Below are 19,908 nucleotides of genomic sequence, written 5' to 3'. Positions count from 1 at the left end.
ATTGTGGCCCTTGACAGTGGATTGGGTCATATGAGCGAGCGAGCCGCATTTGCGCCAAGGTGACGTGAAGCGAAAGGGCGCTGACCTTTTGGTCGCGCCCTTGAAGCTGAACGTCAGATTGGCGTGAATGCGGCTCGCGCAGCGTCAAGTGGTCCGCCGTTCGGTAGAACGGCGGAACTATATAACAATTCCGCAACAGTGGTCGATTTCGTGTTGGATGATCTCGGCGGTGTAGCCCGAGAAGTTTTTGATGCGGTGGACGAAGTTCTCGTCCAAATACTCCACCTTAATGCGACGGTAGCGGGTACAGGGGCGCTCGCCGATCAACGAGAGGCATCCTTCGCTCGTCTGATAGGCATTGACCTGCTCAAGAATTTGAGGGTTGTACATCAGCAGCGTCCTGTTGCCGTCCTTTACGCAGATGATGCGCTTGCGCACGCCGATCATGTTGGCGGCGAGCCCCACGCACTCGTGCTCATGCTCAAGGAGCGTATCCAGGAGGTCCTGCCCGGTCGCGGCATCGTCGGGTCCCGCGTCTTCGGAAGGCAGACGCAAAAAGAACTCGGATTTCATGATGGGCTTAATCATGGCGGGCTCCTCATGTCTCATGCTTTCGTGGACTTTCAATAATAGCGCGGAAGGAAAGCAGCGCGTCCGCGTTACGATCTTTCGACGTTGGACCATGTTGCCAGATTCGTCGTGTTGCGGCATTTGGCGTAAGTCTAGGGCTCATTCTCGCCCTGGACGGTTCCTCCGGGGCGATGCGACGGTCGTTCCAAGAGGAAGGAAATGCATGGGGAACAAATCTCAGCAACAAGTTAGGGCAACGCCATCGGGCACTTCGGCGTTTCTCGTCGTCATGTATATCGCAGCCTTTGTTGCCGCGTTTAACGAGAACATCATTAACGTGGCGCTGCACGACATTATGGCGGCCTTTTCGGTGAGTGCCACCACGGCGCAGTGGCTTGTTTCGGGCTACATGATCGTGACGTCGATCTTTACGGCCATCATGGCCTTTCTGTCCGGACGCTTTTCGACGCGCAAGCTGCTGTTCTTTGCATGCGGCTGCATGGTCGCCGGCGAAGTCCTGTGCCTGGTCGCCCCGTCGTTTGTCGTTTTGCTGCCAAGTCGCATTTTGCAGGCTGCGGGATCGGGCATCTTGTTTCCGCTCATGATGAATGTGGTGCTATCTTGCGCTCCGCGCGAGAAGCTCGGTCTGTATCTGAGCTTGGGCGGTGCCTGCATTACGCTGGGGCCGGCGTTTGGACCTGTGATCAGTGGTCTTATGTGCACGTTGTTTGGCTGGAGGGCGGTGTTCCTAGTGCCGCTGGTGGGCGGTGTTGTGGTCGCTGCGGCGGGTGCAAAGCTCGTTCGAAATGTCGGAGAGCGCCTGGATGTTTCGCTCGATATCCTGTCGGTTATTTTGCTCGCCGCCGGCATTACGGCGTTCGTGTATTCCGTAGGCGAGTTCTCGGCCAATGTGATGGCCGGCATCGTGACGCTTTTCGCCGCGGTTGTGCTGCTCGGCCTGTTTGCGGCCCGTCAGCTCAAGCTCGTCCATCCGGTGCTCAACGTGCGTCCCATGACGAGCGTTCATTTTTGGCCTGCCTGTCTGCTTGTGGTGGTGTCGATGATGACGACGTTCTCGATGAGCGTTTTGTTGCCGCTCTATTTTGAGGGCGCATACGGCATGACCGCGCTTGTCGCGGGCCTGCTCATTTTGCCGGCAATTGCCTGCAACGCCGTGACCTCGATTGTGGGCGGACGCGTGATGGATGCCCATGGCGCATGGCCGCTGCTACCGGTCGGCTTTGCCCTGATTGCCGTGGGGCAGACTGCCATCTCGATGACGGCGGCAAGCATGAACATCGGCGTCGTCGTGGCGCTGACCGTTGTGGTGTATGCCGGAGTCGGTTTGGTGCTGAGCCCCTCGCAAACGGCCGGCTTGGAGACGCTGCCCGCCGCTGAGCATCCTCACGGAACGGCATTGCTCAACACGTGGAACATGATTGCCGCATCGTTTGGCCCGTCGCTGTTTATCGGCCTGCTCTCGAGTTCTGCGGCGGCTGCCGGTGCTGCCGGCGTGGCGACGGACGTTGCCCAGGCGATTGGATTTGCAGCCGCCGTGCGCATGGCGGCCGTGATTGCCCTGGTTGGCTTCGCGGTGTCGGTTGTGTACGCTCGCCGCGAGTCGCACATGTCGCATTAATGTGTGCACATAGATTCTGCAGCTAGATTAGCGGACGACACCATAAACTAATGGACGTTTTGCCGAGAGGCATGAATGTTTAAAGCGCAAAGAGTGCGCGACGGGCCCCGCGAATGGGGCGATGATGCCCGAGAGGGCCAAGAAGGAGTCTCATGTCCGAGAACGAAGAGATCATGAACGAGACCGAGAACGAGACCATGGCTGCCGAGGTCGAGGCAGTCGAGACCGTGGAGACCGAAGCTGCCGAGGTTGAGGCTGCTGACGAGGTTTCCGCCGAGGAGGAGGCCGAGGTTGTCGAGGCCGCCGTTGATTACGATGACGAAGAGCTGATGGACAAGATGCAGAAGGCCGCCCGCCTGCTGCGTAGCCGTCGCTTTGCTATTTCCAAGGAGGAGGAGGCCAAGGCCGAGCGCATGGCGAACATCGAGCGCGCCATCAAGCTGCTTGACCTCAAGCCCAAGATGGAGCAGAAGGAGATGTCCGACCTGCTGGGCATGCGCCTTCGTGAGCTCGATGGCCTGATGGCCGAGGCCGAGGCTGCCGATCTGGTCGGCCGCATCGACGACGCCGAGGGCGATATGCGCAAGATCGTCGTCTTCGCTGCCGAGGATGCCGCCGAGGGCCTGGTCGAGCTTGCCAACAAGAAGGAGAAGCTCCTGCCCGAGCTTTCTTACGAGGAGGCCACCGAGCTGATGGCTGCCCTCGATAAGGTTATCGCTCCGCTCGTCGCCATGGGCCTGGACGAGGACCGCGGTCCTCGCGGTGGCCGTGACGATCGCGGTGGCCGTGGCGGCGACCGTGGTGGCCGCGGTGGCTTTGGCGATCGCGGTGGCCGCGGCGGTGACCGTGGCGGTCGCGGTGGCGATCGTGGCGGCCGTGGCGGCTTTGGTGACCGTGGCGGCGACCGTGGCGGTCGCGGCGGCTTTGGCGGCAACCGTGGTGGCTATGGCGACCGCGGTGGCAACCGTGGCGGCTTCGGCGGCAACCGTGGTAACGACCGCGGCGGTCGCGGCGGCGATCGCGGCGGCCGCAACGGTGGCGGCTTCCGCGGCAACCGCTTCTAATTAGTTACGCGGTTCTACGAACCGCGTAACCAGTTGACGCTGCAAACGCCCCTAAGCGGCAATCTGACGTTCAATTTCAAGGGCGCGACCATAAGGTCAGCGCCCTTTCATTTCACGTCACCTTGCTCGCTTAGGGGCGTTTTCGCTGACTTATGCTCAACCTGCGGCGTTGTCTTGCTCCGGGGGTGGCAGTTGGGGACGTTCCTTTTCTGCCGGTAGTTTGGGACACTCCTTGTCAGGTAGTCATTGGGGACGTTCTTGTTTGACTAGTCGTTTAAGAACGTCCCCAACGACTACATAGGATGAGAGTGGATAATCTCCCGGTTTGAGCCTGCATTCAAGCTCAAAGTGGGAGATTATCCACTCTCATTTGTTGTATGTCCGAAAATCCACGCTCGTTTAAATTCTGCCTACATTTGCAGGAACAGTTCGTGGAGGTGGGTGTCTTCGTCGAGCTCGGGGTGGAAGGTGACGCCGAGCTGGTTGCCCTGGCGGGCGGCGACGATGCGGCCATCGACGTTAGCCAAAGTCTGGGCATTGCCGTGCACTTCGACGATGCGGGGCGCACGGATAAACGTCAGCGGCACTTCACCGTCGATGCCGGCTACCTGCCCCTTGGCTCGAAAGCTGCCGAGTTGCCTGCCGTAGGCATTGCGCTCAACGAGCACATCCATGGTTGCCAAGCGCGGCGTCCCCTTATCGTCGTGGGCGGCAAGATCGCGCGCTAATAGAATCAAGCCGGCGCAGGTGCCCAGGACGGGCATGCCCTCAACAATGCGGGTGCGAAGCTCATCGAGCATACCAAGCTCGGCAAGTAACTTGCCCTGAACGGTGGACTCGCCGCCGGGGAGGACCAGGCGGTCAAAGTTCTGCTGCAAATCGGCCGCCTGCCTCAGCTCAATACAACGTGCGCCCAGCTCGGATAGCCTTGCCTCGTGCTCGGCAAAAGCGCCTTGGACCGCCAGCACGGCGACCGTCTGGTCTGCGTAATCGCTCATGTGCGATCCTTTCTGCTGGACTAGCGTCCGCGCTCCTCCATGATGATCTCGATCTCGTCGGCGTTGATGCCCACCATGGCCTCGCCCAGGTCCTCAGAAAGTTCGGCAATGAGTTTGGCGTCGGTGAAGTTTGCCACGGCCTTAACGATGGAGGCGGCGCGCTTGGCGGGGTCGCCGCTCTTAAAGATGCCCGAGCCGACAAAGACACCCTCGGCGCCCAGCTGCATCATCAGCGCGGCGTCGGCGGGGGTCGCTACGCCGCCGGCGGCAAAGTTCACGACGGGGAGCTTGCCCGTGGCATGGACCTCGCGGACCAGCTCGACCGGCACCTGCAGCTGCTTGGCTGCCTCAAAGAGCTCGTCGTCACGCAGGGCAACTACGTCGCGGATCTGCTTTTGGATCTTGCGCATGTGGCGCACAGCCTGGACGACGTCGCCCGTGCCCGGCTCGCCCTTGGTGCGAATCATCGTGGCGCCTTCGGCAACACGGCGCAGCGCCTCGCCCAGATCACGGGCGCCGCAGACAAACGGCACGTCAAACTGGGTCTTGTCGATATGATAGACGTCGTCGGCGGGGGAGAGAACCTCGGACTCATCGATGTAGTCGATCTCGATGGCCTGCAGGATCTGCGCCTCGACGATGTGACCGATGCGGCACTTGGCCATGACGGGGATGGAGACGGCCTCCTGGATGCCCTTGATCATCTTGGGGTCGCTCATGCGCGACACGCCGCCGGCGGCGCGGATGTCGGCCGGGATGCGCTCGAGAGCCATGACGGCGCAGGCGCCTGCCTCCTCGGCGATGCGTGCCTGCTCGGGCGTGGTGACGTCCATGATGACGCCGCCCTTGAGCATCTGCGCGAGCTCGCGATTGAGTTTGACGCGATCGGCCTTGCTGGTCTGTTCTGCCATGGTTGCTCCCTTGGTTGGCATGTACATTGCTTGACGGAACATCCTATCGGGGAGCTGGGTATGGCGAAATACTCAGTTTTCGAGATAATAACAAGGTCAGAATAATACCAGATTGAACGGTTCGATATGGTCAGGTGATAAACTCATGTTTGACTACAATTTGGAAAAACGCGGCGAAGCATCGCTCTATGAGTATATTTACCAGCAAATTCGAGATGATATCGTTGCTGGACGTATTGCGGCGGGGGAACATCTTCCGTCTAAGCGCGCCTTTGCCAGCCATCTGGGAATCAGTGTCATTACCATCGAGAATGCATATAGCCAGCTACTTGCCGAGGGCTATATTTGCTCAATGCCGCGTCGTGGCTACTACGCTTGCGAGCTTCCGGATGCACCGGTTTTGGCTTCGGCTGCGGAGGGCATCGACCGAGATGCCGTCTCTGCGGGCCCCAGTGCGCGTGATGTCAACGGACAGGTCGAGCGATTCGATGCGCTTTCTCCTTCCGCTTTGGAGGCGGCGCGGCTTTGGCAAAGCGCGCTGCGGGCGACGCTGGCATCTGAAGATGAACGCGAAATCTTTTCGACTGCGCCGGCACAGGGCACCGCTCGGCTACGACGCGCAATCGCTCGCCATCTGCGCGGGACACGGGGCATGAATGTTAATCCCGACAACATCGTCATCGGTGCGGGCGCCCAGCTGCTCGATACCATGTTGGTTCAGTTGCTTGGAGCCGACAAGGTGTATGCCGTTGAAGATCCGGGCTATTTGCGCCTGACGCGCATCTATCAGGCTATGGGCTGCGAAGTTCGACATATCCCGTTGGATGATGAGGGCGTGGACTTGAGCGTTCTGCAGAAAGCCGGGGCCGATGTCCTTCACCTGATGCCGTCCCATCAGTATCCGACCGGCCTTGTGACGAGCATTGCGCGTCGCTATGCGCTGCTGAGCTGGGCCGCCGAGCGACCAGGTCGGTATCTCATCGAAGATGACTTTGATTGTGAGTTTCGCCTTGCCGGCAAGCCGATTCCCGCGCTCGCGTCGATCGATGCCGCCCAGTCGGTTATCTACACCAACACGTTTTCGAAGAGCCTGTCATCGGCGTTGCGTCTAGCGTACATGGTGTTGCCCGATGAGCTAATGGAGCGGTTTAGGCACAACCTTGGTTTTTACGCCTCGTCGGTGAGCTCTGTTGACCAGGTCGCTTTGGCTCGTTTGCTGGAATCGGGTGATTACGAGCGACATGTGAACCGCGTACGCGTTCGTGCTCGCGAGGCGCGTGATGGCCTGGCGACGCTTGTACGGAAAACGTTTCCGGCAGGGGAAGTCTCGATCGAGCATGCAGACGCGGGCCTTTACTGTATCGTGGTTGCGGAGCGTGGAATGGGCGGAAGCACTTTTGCACGGGCCCTCACGCGCTCGAGCATCCCTTTTATCGATATCGGTGACTGTTTTTGGTGTGCCGATGGCGCATCTGTCCCTGAAAACTCAACTCAAATTCTTGTTCAGTATGACGATCTGAGTCCAAAAGTACTAACTACCTTGGAATTGCAGCTAATGGGGGGCGCTCTGCAACCTAAGTGAGTAGACTTTTAGCACTTTGGCGACCAGGCAGTTTTGTAACAAGCTATCTACCTGCGGTTTTGAAAAGCAGGATGACCGGCCTGATCGGGATGTTCAAAAAAGTCTACTCACTTGCCGCGCAAAGCTCCTGCATGAGAAAAAATGGGGTTTTCAACAGGGCTTCGTCCAGCTCTTGGCAAGCTTTTGGCCAGTTGGGGAGGGCTGTTGAAAACTCGGCAGTCCGTTCGGCGCCATTTTTGGTGCGTTCGCGCCAATGCGTGACTGACTGGGTTGAAATTCGTGTTTTCCTGTGCCTATGAAGGATCTACTTTGTGACATATCAGCTTTTAGGTACTGGCGTTTGCCTCCTCAAGTCCGCGCTTTGTGTCCGCCGCTTCCACGACCGGAAGAAGACCGGCAGCGATATGATCTCGCCCGCAACCCGACGGCTGCGGTCGCGCTCGGTTTTCCGTTGTATACATTGGTTCGGTCGAGAAACAAACGGACTTGTCCTGCCAGCATTAGGCAGCGGCTGTTTCTTGGTGAGCTTCCCGGGGAATCCGTGCTGGAAACGGAGCATGGGGTTTTGATTACGTCTCCTCTACTGACGGCATTCATCATGTTGCGGCATCTGACGGATCTTCAGCTTCTTTTGGTATTGGCGGAGATGTGTGGCTTGTTTGCGGTGTGTGCCCTGCCGGCGGCACTTGAGGCGGAGCTTTCGCGTGCAATTGATTCGGGCGCGATTTCGACAACGTTCGGTTGGGTGCGCTGCCCGTCCGAGGACGGCGCCGCTTCAAATTTATGGCGTCGAGACGCTTTGGTTTTGGGCGGAGACCTTGACCGTTTTTTTTCAGATGTTTGCGGGATGCGTTACGGCAATAGATTTATAGCGGTATCGCAACTCGTTCCATTGGGCGCCGCGTCGCCTTTTGAGGTCGAGGCGTATTTGCTACTTGCACTGCCGCGATCCCTGGGAGGCGAAGGTTTTTGCGGCATAGAGCTTAATGTTGAAGTGATGCTAAGCACAAGTGCTCGAGCGATTGTGGGAAAGTCCCGTGTATATATCGACCTACTTTTGTCTTCGCCGGACGGCAGGCGACAGGTGGCCATTGAATGTCAGGGAAAGGCCTCACACGGACGCGCAGGAGATGGCTTGCGTGACGCTGACCGCATGACGGCCCTTCAGGCCATGGGCTACGATGTGCTTCTCCTGACACACAGACAGATATCCGATGGGGATAGATTCCGCGCGATCGTTAAGGCCGTATGCAGGATGCTCGATGCTGAATATCGTGATAAAAGCTCAGATGAGCAAAGGGCTGAGACATTACTCCGGTCTGAACTATTCGTTGACTGGACAAAATTGGGAGTAATCGACGGAAAGATGCCCGTTAGACGCAAAACAGCTCGATCGTGGACGGCTGCGGTTCTAAGTGAGTAGGCTTTTGACACTTTGGCGACCAGGCCGTTTTGAAACAAGTCATTTACCTGCGACTTCATAAAGCAATACGGATGGTCTGCTCGGCAAGTTTCGAAAAGTCTACTCACTTAGTTTTTGACGAGAGACCGATGCCGAAGATAGCTCTATTTCAGGGCGTTAACGAGTCCTCGAGACACAAAAAGGCCCGAACCAATACGGTCCGGGCCTCATCGAGCTAGAGGTTATGTCTCAAGCGGTTGGCTTAGCCAAAGTAGCGCTTCAGCAGGCCGGCGAAAGCCTTGCCGTGGCGGGCCTCGTCGCGAGCCATCTCGTGCACGGTGTCATGGATGGCATCGAGGCCGGCGGCCTTGGCGCGCTTAGCGAGATCGGTCTTGCCAGCGGTGGCGCCGTTCTCGGCCTCAACGCGCATCTCGAGGTTCTTCTTGGTGGAGTCGGTCACGACCTCGCCCAGAAGCTCAGCGAACTTGGCGGCGTGCTCGGCCTCCTCGTGGGCAGCCTTCTCCCAGTACAGGCCGATCTCGGGATAGCCCTCGCGATGAGCGACGCGAGCCATGGCCAAGTACATACCGACCTCGGAGCACTCGCCCTCAAAGTTGGCGCGCAGGTCGGCAACGATGTCCTCGGAGACGCCCTCCATCTTGGCGACGCCCACGACGTGCTCGGCAGCCCACTCGAGCTGGCCCTCCTCCTGCTTCAGGAAACGAGAACCGGGAACGCCGCACTGGGGGCACTTGAAGTCCTCGGGCAGCTGGTCGCCGTCGAACTCTTCCACATAACCGCAAACGGGGCAAACAAACTTCATGATTCGATCCTTTCGATCGATGGCGATTGTGCGCTCGTCCGGTCCCGTAAGGGCCCTCTCCGGACGTGCGTCTTGACGAGTTCTATTATCCATAAATGCGACCGAATGTGAAGCCTATTAGGAATGATTTTTAATAAAATAATTTTGGGCATGTGAAGATGTTGATTGATTAACGATTGCCAGGCCGCTCGAGACCTCCGCTGAGTACAATCGGTCGAGCAAATGTTGACCTATCAACAAATGAAGGAGTTTCCTTTATGCATCTAGCCCGTCGTGCCTGGTGCCGAACATATCAGACGGTTTTTCGCATCGCATTGCCGATCCTGCCCTATACCGAGCCGCGCATTTTGGAGCATGCCGAGGACGTGCCCGCGGTGCTTCAAAAGCGCTCGATACAGCGGGTTCTTATCGTGACGGATCCCGGTATTGCCCGTCTGGGGCTCACGGCGCCGCTCGAGACGGCGCTCGCGTCCAAGGGAATTGGCGTTACGGTCTATGCCGAAACGCGTGCGAACCCCACGGTCTCAAACGTGGAGGAAGCGGCGTCCCTGTATCGCGAGAGCGCCTGTCAGGCCATTATCGGCTTTGGCGGCGGCTCGGCCATGGACTGTGCCAAGGGCGTGGGCGCACGCATCGCACAGCCAAACAAGCCCATCAACAAGATGCGCGGCCTGTTGCGCGTCCACCGTCTCCTGCCGCTGCTCATCGCCGTTCCCACCACGGCAGGTACGGGTAGCGAGGTCACGCTCGCAGCGGTCATTACCGATGACGAGACGCACTACAAGTACCCCATTAACGACTTTGTGCTGATCCCGCGCTTTGCGGTACACGACCCCGAGTTTACACGTGGCCTGCCCGCCTCCATTACGGGGCAGACGGGCATGGATGCTCTGACGCATGCCGTCGAGGCCTTTATCGGGCGCAGCACCACGCCCTACACGCGCAAGATGGCGCGTCAGGCGGTGCAGCTCATCCGCGACAATTTGCTCGAGGCCTATGAGCATGGCGACGACATGCGCGCTCGTCGCAATATGCTTTCGGCGGCGTATAAAGCGGGTGTTGCATTTACCCGCTCCTATGTCGGATATGTGCATGCCATCGCGCATAGTCTGGGCGGCCGATACGGAATTCCGCACGGCTTGGCCAACGCCATCATCCTGCCGCACATGCTTCGCGCTTATGGTGACGCCGCCGCCCCCACGCTTGCCGATCTTGCTCGCATGGCCGGTATCGCGCCGGCTAACGCGCAGGACAGTCTTGCGGCCGAGGCCTTTATCGATTGGGTCGACCGCATGAATGCCGCCTTGGGCATTCCCAAATATGTGACGGGCATTCGCCGCTCCGATATTCCGCAAATGGCGGCCCATGCCGATGCCGAGGCCAATCCGCTATACCCCGTTCCACTTTTGATGGACCGTTTGGAGCTCGAGCGTATGTACGAGGTCGTCGCGGGTGGTATGTTTGAGGATGAGAACTAGGAGGGCCCATGAACACCGAGGAAATCGCGCGCATTGTCGGCGAACAGCGCGCCTACTTTAAGACGCGCGCCACGTTTGATGTCGATGCTCGACGTCGCGCCCTCGTGCGCCTGCGCGAGGCGGTGCGAGCACACGAGACCGATATTGCCCATGCGCTCAAGACCGATTTGGGAAAGTCGCATGACGAGGCCTATATGTGTGAGATCGGCACCTCGCTTTCCGAGATTCGTCATCAGATTGCGCATGTGGCTCGATGGAGCCGTCCGCGCCTGCGCTCCTGCGACCTCGCCAATGCTATTAGCGTGTGCAAGACGCAAGCCGTGCCCTATGGCGTCACGCTCGTCATGGCTCCATGGAACTATCCGTTTTTGTTGACGCTCGAGCCGCTCGCCGGCGCGCTCGCTGCGGGTAACACCGTGGTCATCAAGCCGAGTGCCTATGCGCCGGCTTCGAGCGCGGTGCTCAAGCAAATCTGCGAAGAGACGTTTGATCCGCGCCTGGTGACGGTTATCGAGGGCGGGCGCGCCGAGAACGAAGCGCTGCTCGATGAGTGCTGGGACAAGATCTTCTTTACCGGCAGCGTTCCGGTCGGCAAACTCGTCATGGAGCGGGCAAGTAAAAACCTGACGCCCGTGACGCTTGAGCTGGGCGGAAAGAGTCCCGGCATTGTGGATGCGACGGCAAACTTGAAGGTCGCGGCACGGCGCATCGCCTTTGGTAAATGGCTCAACGTGGGCCAGACCTGTGTAGCGCCCGATTATCTGCTGGTCGACGTGCACGTGCACGATGAGTTGTTGGGCCTCATCAAGGAGGAGGTCCGCCGCATGTTTGGCGAGCATCCGCTCGACAACGAGGATTACGGCCACATCGTCAACGCCAAGCATTTTGCGCGCGTGCGCGGGCTGATCGATCCCGACAAGGTTGTGCTGGGAGGCACGGCGCGCGAGTCGTCGCTCAAGATTGAGCCGACGATCCTAGACGGCGTGTCCCCCGATGACGCCGTGATGCAGGAAGAAATCTTCGGTCCCATCTTGCCGGTGCTGACGTTTGAGAGCTTAGACGAGGCCGAGACGTTTATTACGGATCGTCCGACACCGCTGGCCTTATATATCTTTAGCCAGGACCGCGCAGTTCAGGAGCGCTTTGTGCGCCATGTGCCCTTTGGCGGCGGCTGCGTCAACGACACGATCATGCATCTGGCTACGAGCCATATGGGCTTTGGCGGCATGGGCGCGAGCGGTATGGGGCAGTACCATGGACGCGAGAGCTTCGATACGTTTAGCCACAAGAAGAGCATCGTGAACAAGGCAACGTGGTTGGACGTGCCATTCCGCTATGCTCCTTACGCAAGCTGGAAGCACAAGTTCGTGCGCATGTTTGTGCATTAGAATCAGATAAGGATGAATTTATGTCCGCACGGGCCCGTAGACTTCTCGATAAGGTCAAACGCTGGTTTATCCGGCCGTTAGAGGAGTTGCCATGTACGAGCCTTCACGTGTTCTTCTGTCGTTTCATATCGCAGGATTTCAATATGCCGACGGTGCTTTGGTCCTAGGCGATCTTAAAGCGGGCGATAAACTGACGCTGTGTGCCGAGCACGATAATCCCCATGATCCCGAGGCGGTTGCGATCTATTACGGCAACACCAAGCTTGGCTATGTTCCGGGAAACGAGGTCGGCCCGCTGTCCTTGATGATGTATTACGGCCACGAGGATGTGTTTGAGGCCCGCGTACAACAGGTTGCCCCCGAGCGCAGCCCGTGGCATCAGATGCGCGTTGGCCTCTATGTGGTGGATGCTCGCTAGTCGGCAATGGAGGCTGCCATGTTTGTTGACGATGATCTGTTCGATCTGACGGATGACCCGTTTGAGTGGGATATGCTACTTGATGACGATGAGTTGGAGCAGGACCGCAAAAAGCAAAAGGATAAGAACACCCCGGGAAAAGATTCGAATAAAAAGGACAAGCGCCGCCGCGGACTGTTCGGCGGGCTCTTTGGATAACCGCCGCATCGCTACGTCTGTATACTTAGCACGAGTTGAACGCGTTGCGAAATGAGGGCATAGACGATGATGTGGTTTACCGCCGACCTGCACCTGGGCGATACGAATATCTTGCACGACATGGATCGGCCGTTTGATTCGGTCGAGGAGATGAACCGCAAGGTCATCGATGCCATCAATGAGTGCGTGGCTGTGGACGACCGCCTCTATATCTTGGGAGACTTTACCTACCGTTTGCCCCTGGCAGAGGCGGTGCGCCTGCGCGAGCGTATCGAATGCAAGAATGTGACGCTCATCCGTGGTAACCATGACGGCGACTGGGAAGATCCCGACGTACCGCAGATTTGGGAAGACGTGCGCGATTACCTGGAGATTGCTCCCGGCTATGCCAAGGGGCATCGTCTGGTTATGAGCCACTACCCCATGCTCAGCTGGAATGGTAAGGCGCGTGGCGCCATCATGCTACACGGGCATATCCACAGCAGAGGAGACCGCACCAACGCTCGCAACCGCGATCGCGAGCGCCCCATTTACCGCTACGATGTGGGCCTCGACGCCAACAACTACAAGCCCGTAAGCCGAGACCAGATCCTGAATTTCTTTGGACTGTAGCTCGCAAACCGCCACGAAGGGGACAGGCACCTTTGTGGTGGTTCTGGCGCCGTACTCATTCTGGTAGCGGCGACTTATTTGTCCGCGCGGCGCGGTAGAGTGAAGGCGGTTGAAGTTTGCGTCCATCGAGGAGCTGCTATGAACGAGATTAAGTGCCCGCATTGCGGCGAAGTTTTTAAGGTCGATGCGTCCGGCTATGCGGATATCGTCAAACAAGTGCGCAATGCCGAGTTTTCGCGCGATCTGGATGAGCGTGTGAGGGCAGTCCAGCGCGAGGGCGAGCAGGCGCTGGAGCTTGAGCGCTCGCGTTCGACGGCTGCCTTGCAAGAGGCAGAGTCTCAGCGCAACGCTCAGCTTGCCGAGCAGAAGAACACTGCGGAGCAGAAGCTGGCACAAGAGGTTGCCAAGCGCGACGCTGAGCTTGCCGAGCTGCGCGCCAAGCTCGAAGGCGCTGCCGCAGAGCGCGAGAGTGCAAGTCAGCGCGCGGCGGTTGAGGCCCGCGCCGATGCTCAAAAGGAGAATGCCGAGCTTCAGCGCGAGATCGACAATTTGCGTGCGCAGCTGGAGCGCAAAGATGACGAAGCCAAGCTCGTCGAGTCGGCGACGCGCAATGCCGCTCAAAACGATTTAGCTGCACGTGATGCTCAGATTGCTGAGCTGCAGGCCAGACTTGCCGCGGCGGACAAGGCCCAGGAGATGGCGCTTGCCGCCGCTGCGGCCGAGTCGCAGCGTGAGCTCGATGCCGCTCGCAGCGAGGCCGAGCGCGCGCTTGCTGACTATCGCGTGAAGGTGCAAGAGAAGTTTTCTGCCGCAAAGGCACAGTCCGAGCAAGAGGCCGAGGGTCTGCGTGCCCAGTTGCGCGAGCAGGAACTGATGGCAAAAATGAACCTGTCAGAGGCGGTCGCCGCGGCGGAGCGAGAGCGCGATGAGGCACGTGCCAAGCTGACGAGCGAGTTGGCGGTGCGCGATTCTCGTGAGGAGCAAGCCAAGGCGGCACACGAGCTCGAGCTTGCGCAGGCCAAGCGCGCGAGCGATGACCTGATTCGCTACAAGGATGAAGAGATTGAGCGCCTTAAGGACATGAAGGTCCGCCTGTCCACCAAGATGGTGGGCGAGTCGCTCGAGCAGCACTGCGAGACCGAGTTCAACCGTCTGCGCATGACGGCGTTTCCCAACGCGTACTTCGAGAAAGATAACGATGCGTCCGAGGGTACCAAGGGCGACTTTATCTTCCGCGAGTGCGACGCGAGCGGTAACGAGGTCATTTCGATTATGTTCGAGATGAAAAACGAGAACGACGAGACCACGACCAAGCATAAAAACGAGGACTTCTTTAAGAAACTCGACCACGATCGCCGCCAAAAAGGCTGTGAGTACGCGGTGCTCTGCACGCTACTCGAGCCCGAGAGCGAGCTCTATAACGCAGGGATAGTCGACGTGAGCTATCGCTACGAGAAGATGTACGTGATTCGCCCACAGTTTTTCATTCCCATGATTACGCTTCTTCGCAACGCCGCCATGGGTTCGCTGCGCTATAAGCAGGAGCTAGCGGAGTACAAACAGCAGAATATCGACGTTACGAACTTCGAAGCCAAGATGGAAAAGTTCAAGAATGATTTCGGCCGCAACTACGAGATTGCGAGTCGCAAGTTCCAAACAGCAATCGATGAGATCGACAAGACGATTAGCCATCTGCAGAAAACCAAGGAGGCGTTGCTGTCCTCCGAGAACAACCTGCGCCTAGCCAACAAGAAAGCCGACGATCTTACCATTCGCAAGCTCACGTGGGGCAACAAGACCATGAAGGCGGCGTTTGACGAGGCGCGCGGGGCTGCGTCAGAGACAAACGATGAGCCAGCCGAGGCGGATTCGTATGAGATCGAGGATGCCGAGTAAGGTATAGCGGATAGTGCAAAAGCGGGGCCGCTGGCGAAATTGCCAACGGCCCCGTTTCGTTTCGGTATGTTCGGCTAGTCCTCGAGCAGGTCCTCGATAAAGCCGACACGGTAGTTTTTGAAAATGACCTCGCCACCGTCTTGCGTGGCGTCTAGATCGACATCGCCCATAATGCCAAAGTCGTGGTCGCCATCCTCGTCGGCAAAAATCTGGTGCACGTGCCATACGTGCGCGGTCTTCTCGTCGGACTCGTCGATGGAAAACATCGCGGCGCTGCGGGCATCTCCGTCGGTGAGGATTTCCTCGTGCTGCTCGTGGTAAGCGTCGAGTGCTTTTTGCCAGCGGATCTCGCTCATGCCCCAGTCGTCGTCGAGCTCGCCCAGGTCGCGAACGTGCTCGCGGGCGGCAAGGGTCACGCGACGGAAGAGCGCGTTGCGCACCAACAGCGTGCAGCCGCGACGGTCCGCCACGACCTCGTCGATGCCCTGCGGCGGCGCAGCATCGAGTGCAGCGGGGTTGCCGGCGTTCTCCCACTCGTCCACCAGGCTCGAGTCGACCGAGCGCACCACAAAGCCGAGCCACGAAATGATGTCACGCAGGCGCTCGTCGCGCTTCTCGATGGGTACGGTGCGGTCGAGAGAACGGTAAGCCTCTGCCAGGTAGCGCAGCAAAATGCCCTCGGAGCGGGCGATGCCGAGCTTTTGAATGTAGCCCTTAAAATCGCTCGCGCTTTCCAGCATATCGCGCAGGACGCTCTTGGGAGAGAGCTGGTAGTCGTTTGCCCAGGGTACTTCCTGGCAGTACTTGTCAAAAGCGGCGTCGAGCAAGTCCTCGAGCGGCTTTTCGTAGGTGACGTCCTGGATGCGCTCCAGGCGTTCCTCATATTCGACGCCGTCAGCCTTCATTTCTGCCATCGCGCGGTCGCGCGCGGCGCGCTCCTGTGCGCGCAATATCTGCTTGGGATCCTCGAGCGTTGACTCGACCATCGAGATCAGATCCATGGTATAGGTCTCACTCTCGGGGTCGAGCAGCTCCAGCGCGGCAAGCAAAAACGGCGAGAGCGGCTGGTCGAGCGCAAAGTCCTCGGGCAGGTCGACCGTCAGCGCGTAGTCGATGTCCGGCGCGGCATCAGCCGGAGCGTCGGGTGCGGGCGGTACCTCGGTGCGCACGACGACGCCGGAGTCGATGAGCGTGGCGAAGATTTCGTCGGCGCGAACCTCGAGCTTGGCCTTTTCTTCGGGGGTCTGCAGGCTTGTCTCGATGAGGTCGTGCACGCGGGCGCGAGCGTCACCGCCCTGCTCGACCACGCTAATCACCATGGAGTGTGTGATGCGAAGGCGCGGCTTGAGCGTCTCGGGCTGCGTCTCGATCAGGCGCTCAAAGGTCTGCTTGTTCCAGGTGACAAAGCCCTCGGGGGCCTTCTTCTTTTTAATCTTGCGGAGCTTTTTGGGATCGTCGCCCGCCTTGGCCATAAGCTTGGCATTCTCGATCTCGTGCTCGGGTGCCTCGGCGATCACCATGCCCTCGGTATCGAAGCCCGAGCGACCGGCGCGACCAGCGATCTGATGAAACTCACGGGCGCGCAGGCGACGCATCTTGTAGCCGTCGAACTTGGTGAGCGCGGTGAGCACCACGGTATGGATGGGTACGTTGATGCCGACGCCGAGCGTATCGGTACCGCAGATGACGGGCAGCAGGCCCTGCTGCGCCAAGCGCTCGACCAGCAGGCGATAGCGCGGCAACATGCCAGCATGGTGCACGCCGACGCCGCAGCCGAGCAAACGCTTGAGGATCTTGCCGAAGGCCGTCGAGAAGCTCGTGCCTTTGGCGGCTTCCTTAATAGCCTCGCGCTGCTCCTTGCTGGCGATGCCAAAATTGGCGAGGGATTGCGCCGTCGCAAGTGCGGCGTCCTGGCTAAAGTGCACGATGTAGAGCGGGGCCTCGCCACGGCGCATGGCGAGCTCGACGGTGCCCTCAAGCGAGGTCGTCACGTAGTCGTAGCTCAGCGGCACGGGGCGTGGGGCATCGACGACCAAGTCGCAGGTAGCGCCGGTGTGTTCCTCGAGTGAGGTGGCGATGGCAGTGACATCGCCGAGCGTGGCACTCATGAGCATAAACTGCGTATGGGGCAGGGTGAGCAGCGGCACCTGCCAGGCCCAGCCGCGGTCGGGGTCGGCAAAGTAGTGGAACTCGTCCATGGCCACGCAGCCCACGTCGGCGTCCTCGCCCTCGCGGAGCGCATCGTTGGCAAGGATTTCGGCCGTGCAGCAGATGACGGGTGCCTTGGTGTTGATATGCGTGTCGCCGGTGATCATGCCGACGTTATCGCGGCCGAGCACCTGTACCAGATCGAAGAACTTTTCGCTGACCAGAGCCTTGATAGGAGCCGTATAGTAGCAGCGCTTGCCCTGTGCCATGCCCATAAAGAGCATGCCCAGCGCAACAAGTGACTTACCCGAGCCGGTCGGCGTGCCTAAGATGACGTGATCGCCGGCGGCCAGGTCCATGAGGGCCTCTTCTTGGTGATCCCACAGCTCGATGCCGCGGTCGCTCGTCCATTCAAAGAAGCGTTCGAAGGCTTGATCGGGCGTGAGCCATGGTTCGGGCTCGCTGCCGTCCTCGGGCTCCCACCAGGTGGGGGAGAGCGCACCGAGTGAGCCGAATTCGGCTTCGGTTCCCGTGCCGCCCGAGAATGAACTGGCGGCTCCGGCGCCGGAGACGGTGCTGGCGGCGATATCTGTCGTGGTCTGTGCCATGTGTTTGCTTTCTCTCGCGATTGTCCGCCAACTATTATGGCGTAGCGGCGGCGCGGGGTGCCAGCGCGAAAGAAAATGCAGGAAATGGGCGTCCTGCTCAGCCGTTTGGTGCGGCCGCGAGCTAAGTGAGTAGACTTTTTGCGATTTCGCCAGCACATGGCTTTTGCGTAAGGGATTTACCTGCGGTTTTACTTGTTCCTATGCGGGTTGTGCTTGGCTATTGCTAAAAAGTCTACTCACTTAGGCTTGAGGGTCGTTCGTCGGTGCCTATTTGCGCTTGCTCGCTGGCGACGTGACTGTCAAAAGCCCCTATGACTCCTGCGGAAGGCGCTTTTTGCCTTTGCGGGTGCGGTTTCTAAAGTTCTCGACGGCCTCTTCCATGCCCAGAGGTACATAGGTGAGCTCATCGAGGTTTTCGGGCAGGTAGCAGGCAAGGCTTTGCTCCTGCGCGCGGCCCGCCGCGAGCTGTTCATTGCTGGGCTGCGCGCCGGGTGTGGCGCAAATGCCATAGACGACGGCACCCATCTCGCGCGTGCGGCATTCGTACTCGGTCTCGGGATGCTCGGGATGGTCGCGGCGGACGTCGTCGCTTACCCAAAGCGTGTCGTAGCCGGCCGCGGCAAACTGCCCCAGGGCGTAGTCGCGCAATGGCTTACTGTCGGTTCGCAGTGTGACGGTGGCGCCGGCTGAAAAGAGCGGGCGGTAGAGCATCAGATGGTCGACATGGACGAGTCGTTTTTTGGCGTACTTGGCCTTGGGCTGCGGCGTGGGAAAGTTGATGGTTATGGCGTCGAGCTCGCCTGCGGCAAACAGCTGCGGCAACGTTGCGGCGCCTCGGGGCAGGACGAGTGCGTTGGATAGCTCCTGCTCGCAGATTTTCTGTGCGGCATAGGCGATGCAGATGGGCTCCTGGTCCATACCGATAAAGAGGGTGTTTGGCTCGTGCGCCGCACGCTCTACAAGGTACGTTCCCTTGCCACAGCCAAGATCCAGGTGAAGGTGTTCGAAGGGCTTGCTGCCAACTGGCGCGCAAGCCTCGCGCCAATCTCCGGCATAGGCCTCGGGGTTCGTCTCGATTGCATCGGCGTAGCGCCCCAGGCGCTCTTCGAGCACAAAGTTCTTAGGCGTGCGAACGTGGACGGCTCCCATGAGGCTCCTTGGTCATACGTATGGAACACATTGCAGGCGCGTTCCGTCAATGGGTTGAAAAAGGGTGGGCATGGTTTGCCCGAAAGATGCGGTGCGGCTCAGCGACGAGTCGCTGACGCCTATAGACGCTTGAGAATCACGTAACGGTTGAGATCGCCGCTGCGACCGTCGGCATGGAAGCGCTCAAGCTCGCGCACGGGGACCTCGCCGCTCTTGTAGAACGTACGGACGCCGCGCACCAGGTCGGTGATCTGCTGATCGTCAAAGTGATGGCAATAGCGGTAGGCGTGGCGGTCGTTTTGCCAGCCAATGAGGTGGTCACCGGCTTCAAACTGCGCGGAATCGTAACCCTCAAACGGCGGGGTGAGCTCGGCGCGGGCCTCGGCACGAACGGCCTTGCGCGCCATGCGCCCGTCGTTCATAAACTCCCAAAAGCTGATGGCGATGATGCCGCCTGGGCGCGTCTGGCGCACCAGGGCGTCGAGCACGCGTACGCGGTACTCGCACGACGGCACGTGGTGCATAAATCCAAAGCAGACCGAGATGTCGGCGAGCGGGGCGTTGAAAAGCACGTCGGGTGTCTTGGCGGGGTTGAGCTTCATGAGGGCGTCGAGCACATCGAGTTCCTGGAAGTGCAGGTTGGGAATGCGCAGGGCGTGACCGTGCGCATCGATAGCCAAATCCTGACACGAGTCAACACCATAGAACTCAAACGGGCAACTGGCGTCTGCCGAGGGGTTTGTGCCGTCGACGCCCTTGGCGGCAAGTGCGCCGCCGGCGGCAAAGTTCTCGAATCGCATATTGCCGCAGGCGAGATCGAAGACGCGGACGGGATGCTCGATCGTGGCGACGTCGAGCTGCTCGAGCGCTATGTCCATGGTGCGTACCCAGCCGGGCCACGGTGCCTGGCGCGTATCGGAGAAGGAGGCGGAGTGCTCGCGATAGAACGTATTGTTGAGCTGAATGAGCGATGAGGCGAAATCGCGGTTCACGGCGCGGAACTCCCTCCGTTGGCGGTGCGGAA

At 59.4% G+C, this 19,908-nt stretch carries 17 protein-coding genes; 10 read left to right on the top strand and 7 right to left on the bottom strand.

The genetic code is table 11. The features are described 5' to 3' along the window. Nucleotides 1–177 precede the first annotated feature (177 nt). Nucleotides 178–588, bottom strand: coding sequence for a peptide deformylase (locus tag DW925_RS06895; protein WP_117629625.1), 411 nt, complete (start codon nt 586–588; stop codon nt 178–180). 205 nt (nt 589–793) lie between these two features. On the opposite strand from DW925_RS06895, the gene DW925_RS06890 reads away from it, so the two are divergent. Both DW925_RS06890 and DW925_RS06885 read left to right on the top strand, forming a co-directional pair. Further along, entirely contained in the window at nt 794–2,209 is a 1,416-nt protein-coding gene (locus DW925_RS06890) for an MFS transporter (RefSeq protein WP_117790674.1), read from the top strand. Between the two features lie 152 nt (nt 2,210–2,361). Next, complete coding sequence (locus DW925_RS06885; RefSeq protein ID WP_035137032.1) at nt 2,362–3,273, top strand: hypothetical protein; 912 nt, start codon at nt 2,362–2,364, stop codon at nt 3,271–3,273. Between the two features lie 410 nt (nt 3,274–3,683). On the opposite strand, the gene pdxT is transcribed toward DW925_RS06885, so the two are convergent. Both pdxT and pdxS read right to left on the bottom strand, forming a co-directional pair. Beyond that, nucleotides 3,684–4,271, bottom strand: a complete 588-nt coding sequence (pdxT, locus tag DW925_RS06880) for a pyridoxal 5'-phosphate synthase glutaminase subunit PdxT (protein WP_117790673.1) — start codon at nt 4,269–4,271, stop codon at nt 3,684–3,686. Nucleotides 4,272–4,291: 20 nt separating this feature from the next. Then, the gene (gene pdxS / locus DW925_RS06875; RefSeq protein ID WP_117629628.1) at nt 4,292–5,182 is read right to left on the bottom strand and encodes a pyridoxal 5'-phosphate synthase lyase subunit PdxS; all 891 of its coding nucleotides are present in this window, start codon (nt 5,180–5,182) and stop codon (nt 4,292–4,294) included. Between the two features lie 145 nt (nt 5,183–5,327). Between pdxS and DW925_RS06870 the strand changes: the two genes are divergently transcribed. Both DW925_RS06870 and DW925_RS06865 read left to right on the top strand, forming a co-directional pair. Then, the gene (locus DW925_RS06870; protein ID WP_117629629.1) at nt 5,328–6,764 is read left to right on the top strand and encodes a PLP-dependent aminotransferase family protein; all 1,437 of its coding nucleotides are present in this window, start codon (nt 5,328–5,330) and stop codon (nt 6,762–6,764) included. Between the two features lie 541 nt (nt 6,765–7,305). Continuing rightward, nucleotides 7,306–8,187 carry a hypothetical protein gene (locus DW925_RS06865; protein WP_117637840.1) on the top strand — a complete coding sequence of 294 codons (882 nt, stop codon included), beginning with the start codon at nt 7,306–7,308 and terminating at the stop codon, nt 8,185–8,187. 241 nt (nt 8,188–8,428) lie between these two features. On the opposite strand, the gene DW925_RS06860 is transcribed toward DW925_RS06865, so the two are convergent. Beyond that, nucleotides 8,429–8,992, bottom strand: coding sequence for a ferritin family protein (locus DW925_RS06860; RefSeq protein WP_070097113.1), 564 nt, complete (start codon nt 8,990–8,992; stop codon nt 8,429–8,431). Between the two features lie 254 nt (nt 8,993–9,246). On the opposite strand from DW925_RS06860, the gene DW925_RS06855 reads away from it, so the two are divergent. From DW925_RS06855 to DW925_RS06830, 6 genes are all read left to right on the top strand, one after another. Beyond that, nucleotides 9,247–10,467, top strand: coding sequence for an iron-containing alcohol dehydrogenase (locus DW925_RS06855; protein ID WP_117629631.1), 1,221 nt, complete (start codon nt 9,247–9,249; stop codon nt 10,465–10,467). A gap of 8 nt (nt 10,468–10,475) precedes the next feature. Next, a complete protein-coding gene (locus DW925_RS06850) occupies nt 10,476–11,855 on the top strand; it encodes an aldehyde dehydrogenase (RefSeq protein ID WP_117629632.1) in 1,380 nt (459 codons plus the stop codon). 91 nt (nt 11,856–11,946) lie between these two features. Continuing rightward, nucleotides 11,947–12,273 (top strand): HIRAN domain-containing protein, encoded by a 327-nt coding sequence (locus DW925_RS06845; protein WP_117637839.1) that lies wholly within the window; start codon nt 11,947–11,949, stop codon nt 12,271–12,273. 18 nt (nt 12,274–12,291) lie between these two features. Continuing rightward, the gene (locus tag DW925_RS06840) at nt 12,292–12,471 is read left to right on the top strand and encodes a hypothetical protein (RefSeq protein WP_117629634.1); all 180 of its coding nucleotides are present in this window, start codon (nt 12,292–12,294) and stop codon (nt 12,469–12,471) included. 66 nt (nt 12,472–12,537) lie between these two features. Further along, on the top strand, nt 12,538–13,083 hold the full coding sequence (locus DW925_RS06835; protein ID WP_117629635.1) for a metallophosphoesterase: 546 nt from the start codon (nt 12,538–12,540) through the stop codon (nt 13,081–13,083). A 138-nt stretch (nt 13,084–13,221) separates the two neighbouring features. Then, on the top strand, nt 13,222–14,979 hold the full coding sequence (locus DW925_RS06830) for a DUF2130 domain-containing protein (RefSeq protein ID WP_117629636.1): 1,758 nt from the start codon (nt 13,222–13,224) through the stop codon (nt 14,977–14,979). Nucleotides 14,980–15,053: 74 nt separating this feature from the next. Here DW925_RS06830 and DW925_RS06825 read toward each other — a convergent pair whose 3' ends face one another. The 3 genes from DW925_RS06825 to DW925_RS06815 form a co-directional block, all read right to left on the bottom strand. Next, nucleotides 15,054–17,735 (bottom strand): RNA helicase, encoded by a 2,682-nt coding sequence (locus DW925_RS06825; protein ID WP_117629637.1) that lies wholly within the window; start codon nt 17,733–17,735, stop codon nt 15,054–15,056. A gap of 309 nt (nt 17,736–18,044) precedes the next feature. Further along, nucleotides 18,045–18,884, bottom strand: a complete 840-nt coding sequence (locus DW925_RS06820; protein WP_117629638.1) for a tRNA (guanosine(46)-N(7))-methyltransferase TrmB — start codon at nt 18,882–18,884, stop codon at nt 18,045–18,047. Nucleotides 18,885–19,003: 119 nt separating this feature from the next. After that, nucleotides 19,004–19,876 carry a hypothetical protein gene (locus DW925_RS06815; protein ID WP_117629639.1) on the bottom strand — a complete coding sequence of 291 codons (873 nt, stop codon included), beginning with the start codon at nt 19,874–19,876 and terminating at the stop codon, nt 19,004–19,006. Nucleotides 19,877–19,908: the final 32 nt, after the last annotated feature.

Source organism: Collinsella sp. AM43-1 (genome assembly GCF_003467925.1).
GTDB lineage: Bacteria > Actinomycetota > Coriobacteriia > Coriobacteriales > Coriobacteriaceae > Collinsella.
The sequence above is the reverse complement of the archived record's forward strand: the minus strand, read 5'-3'. Positions and strand labels throughout refer to the sequence as shown.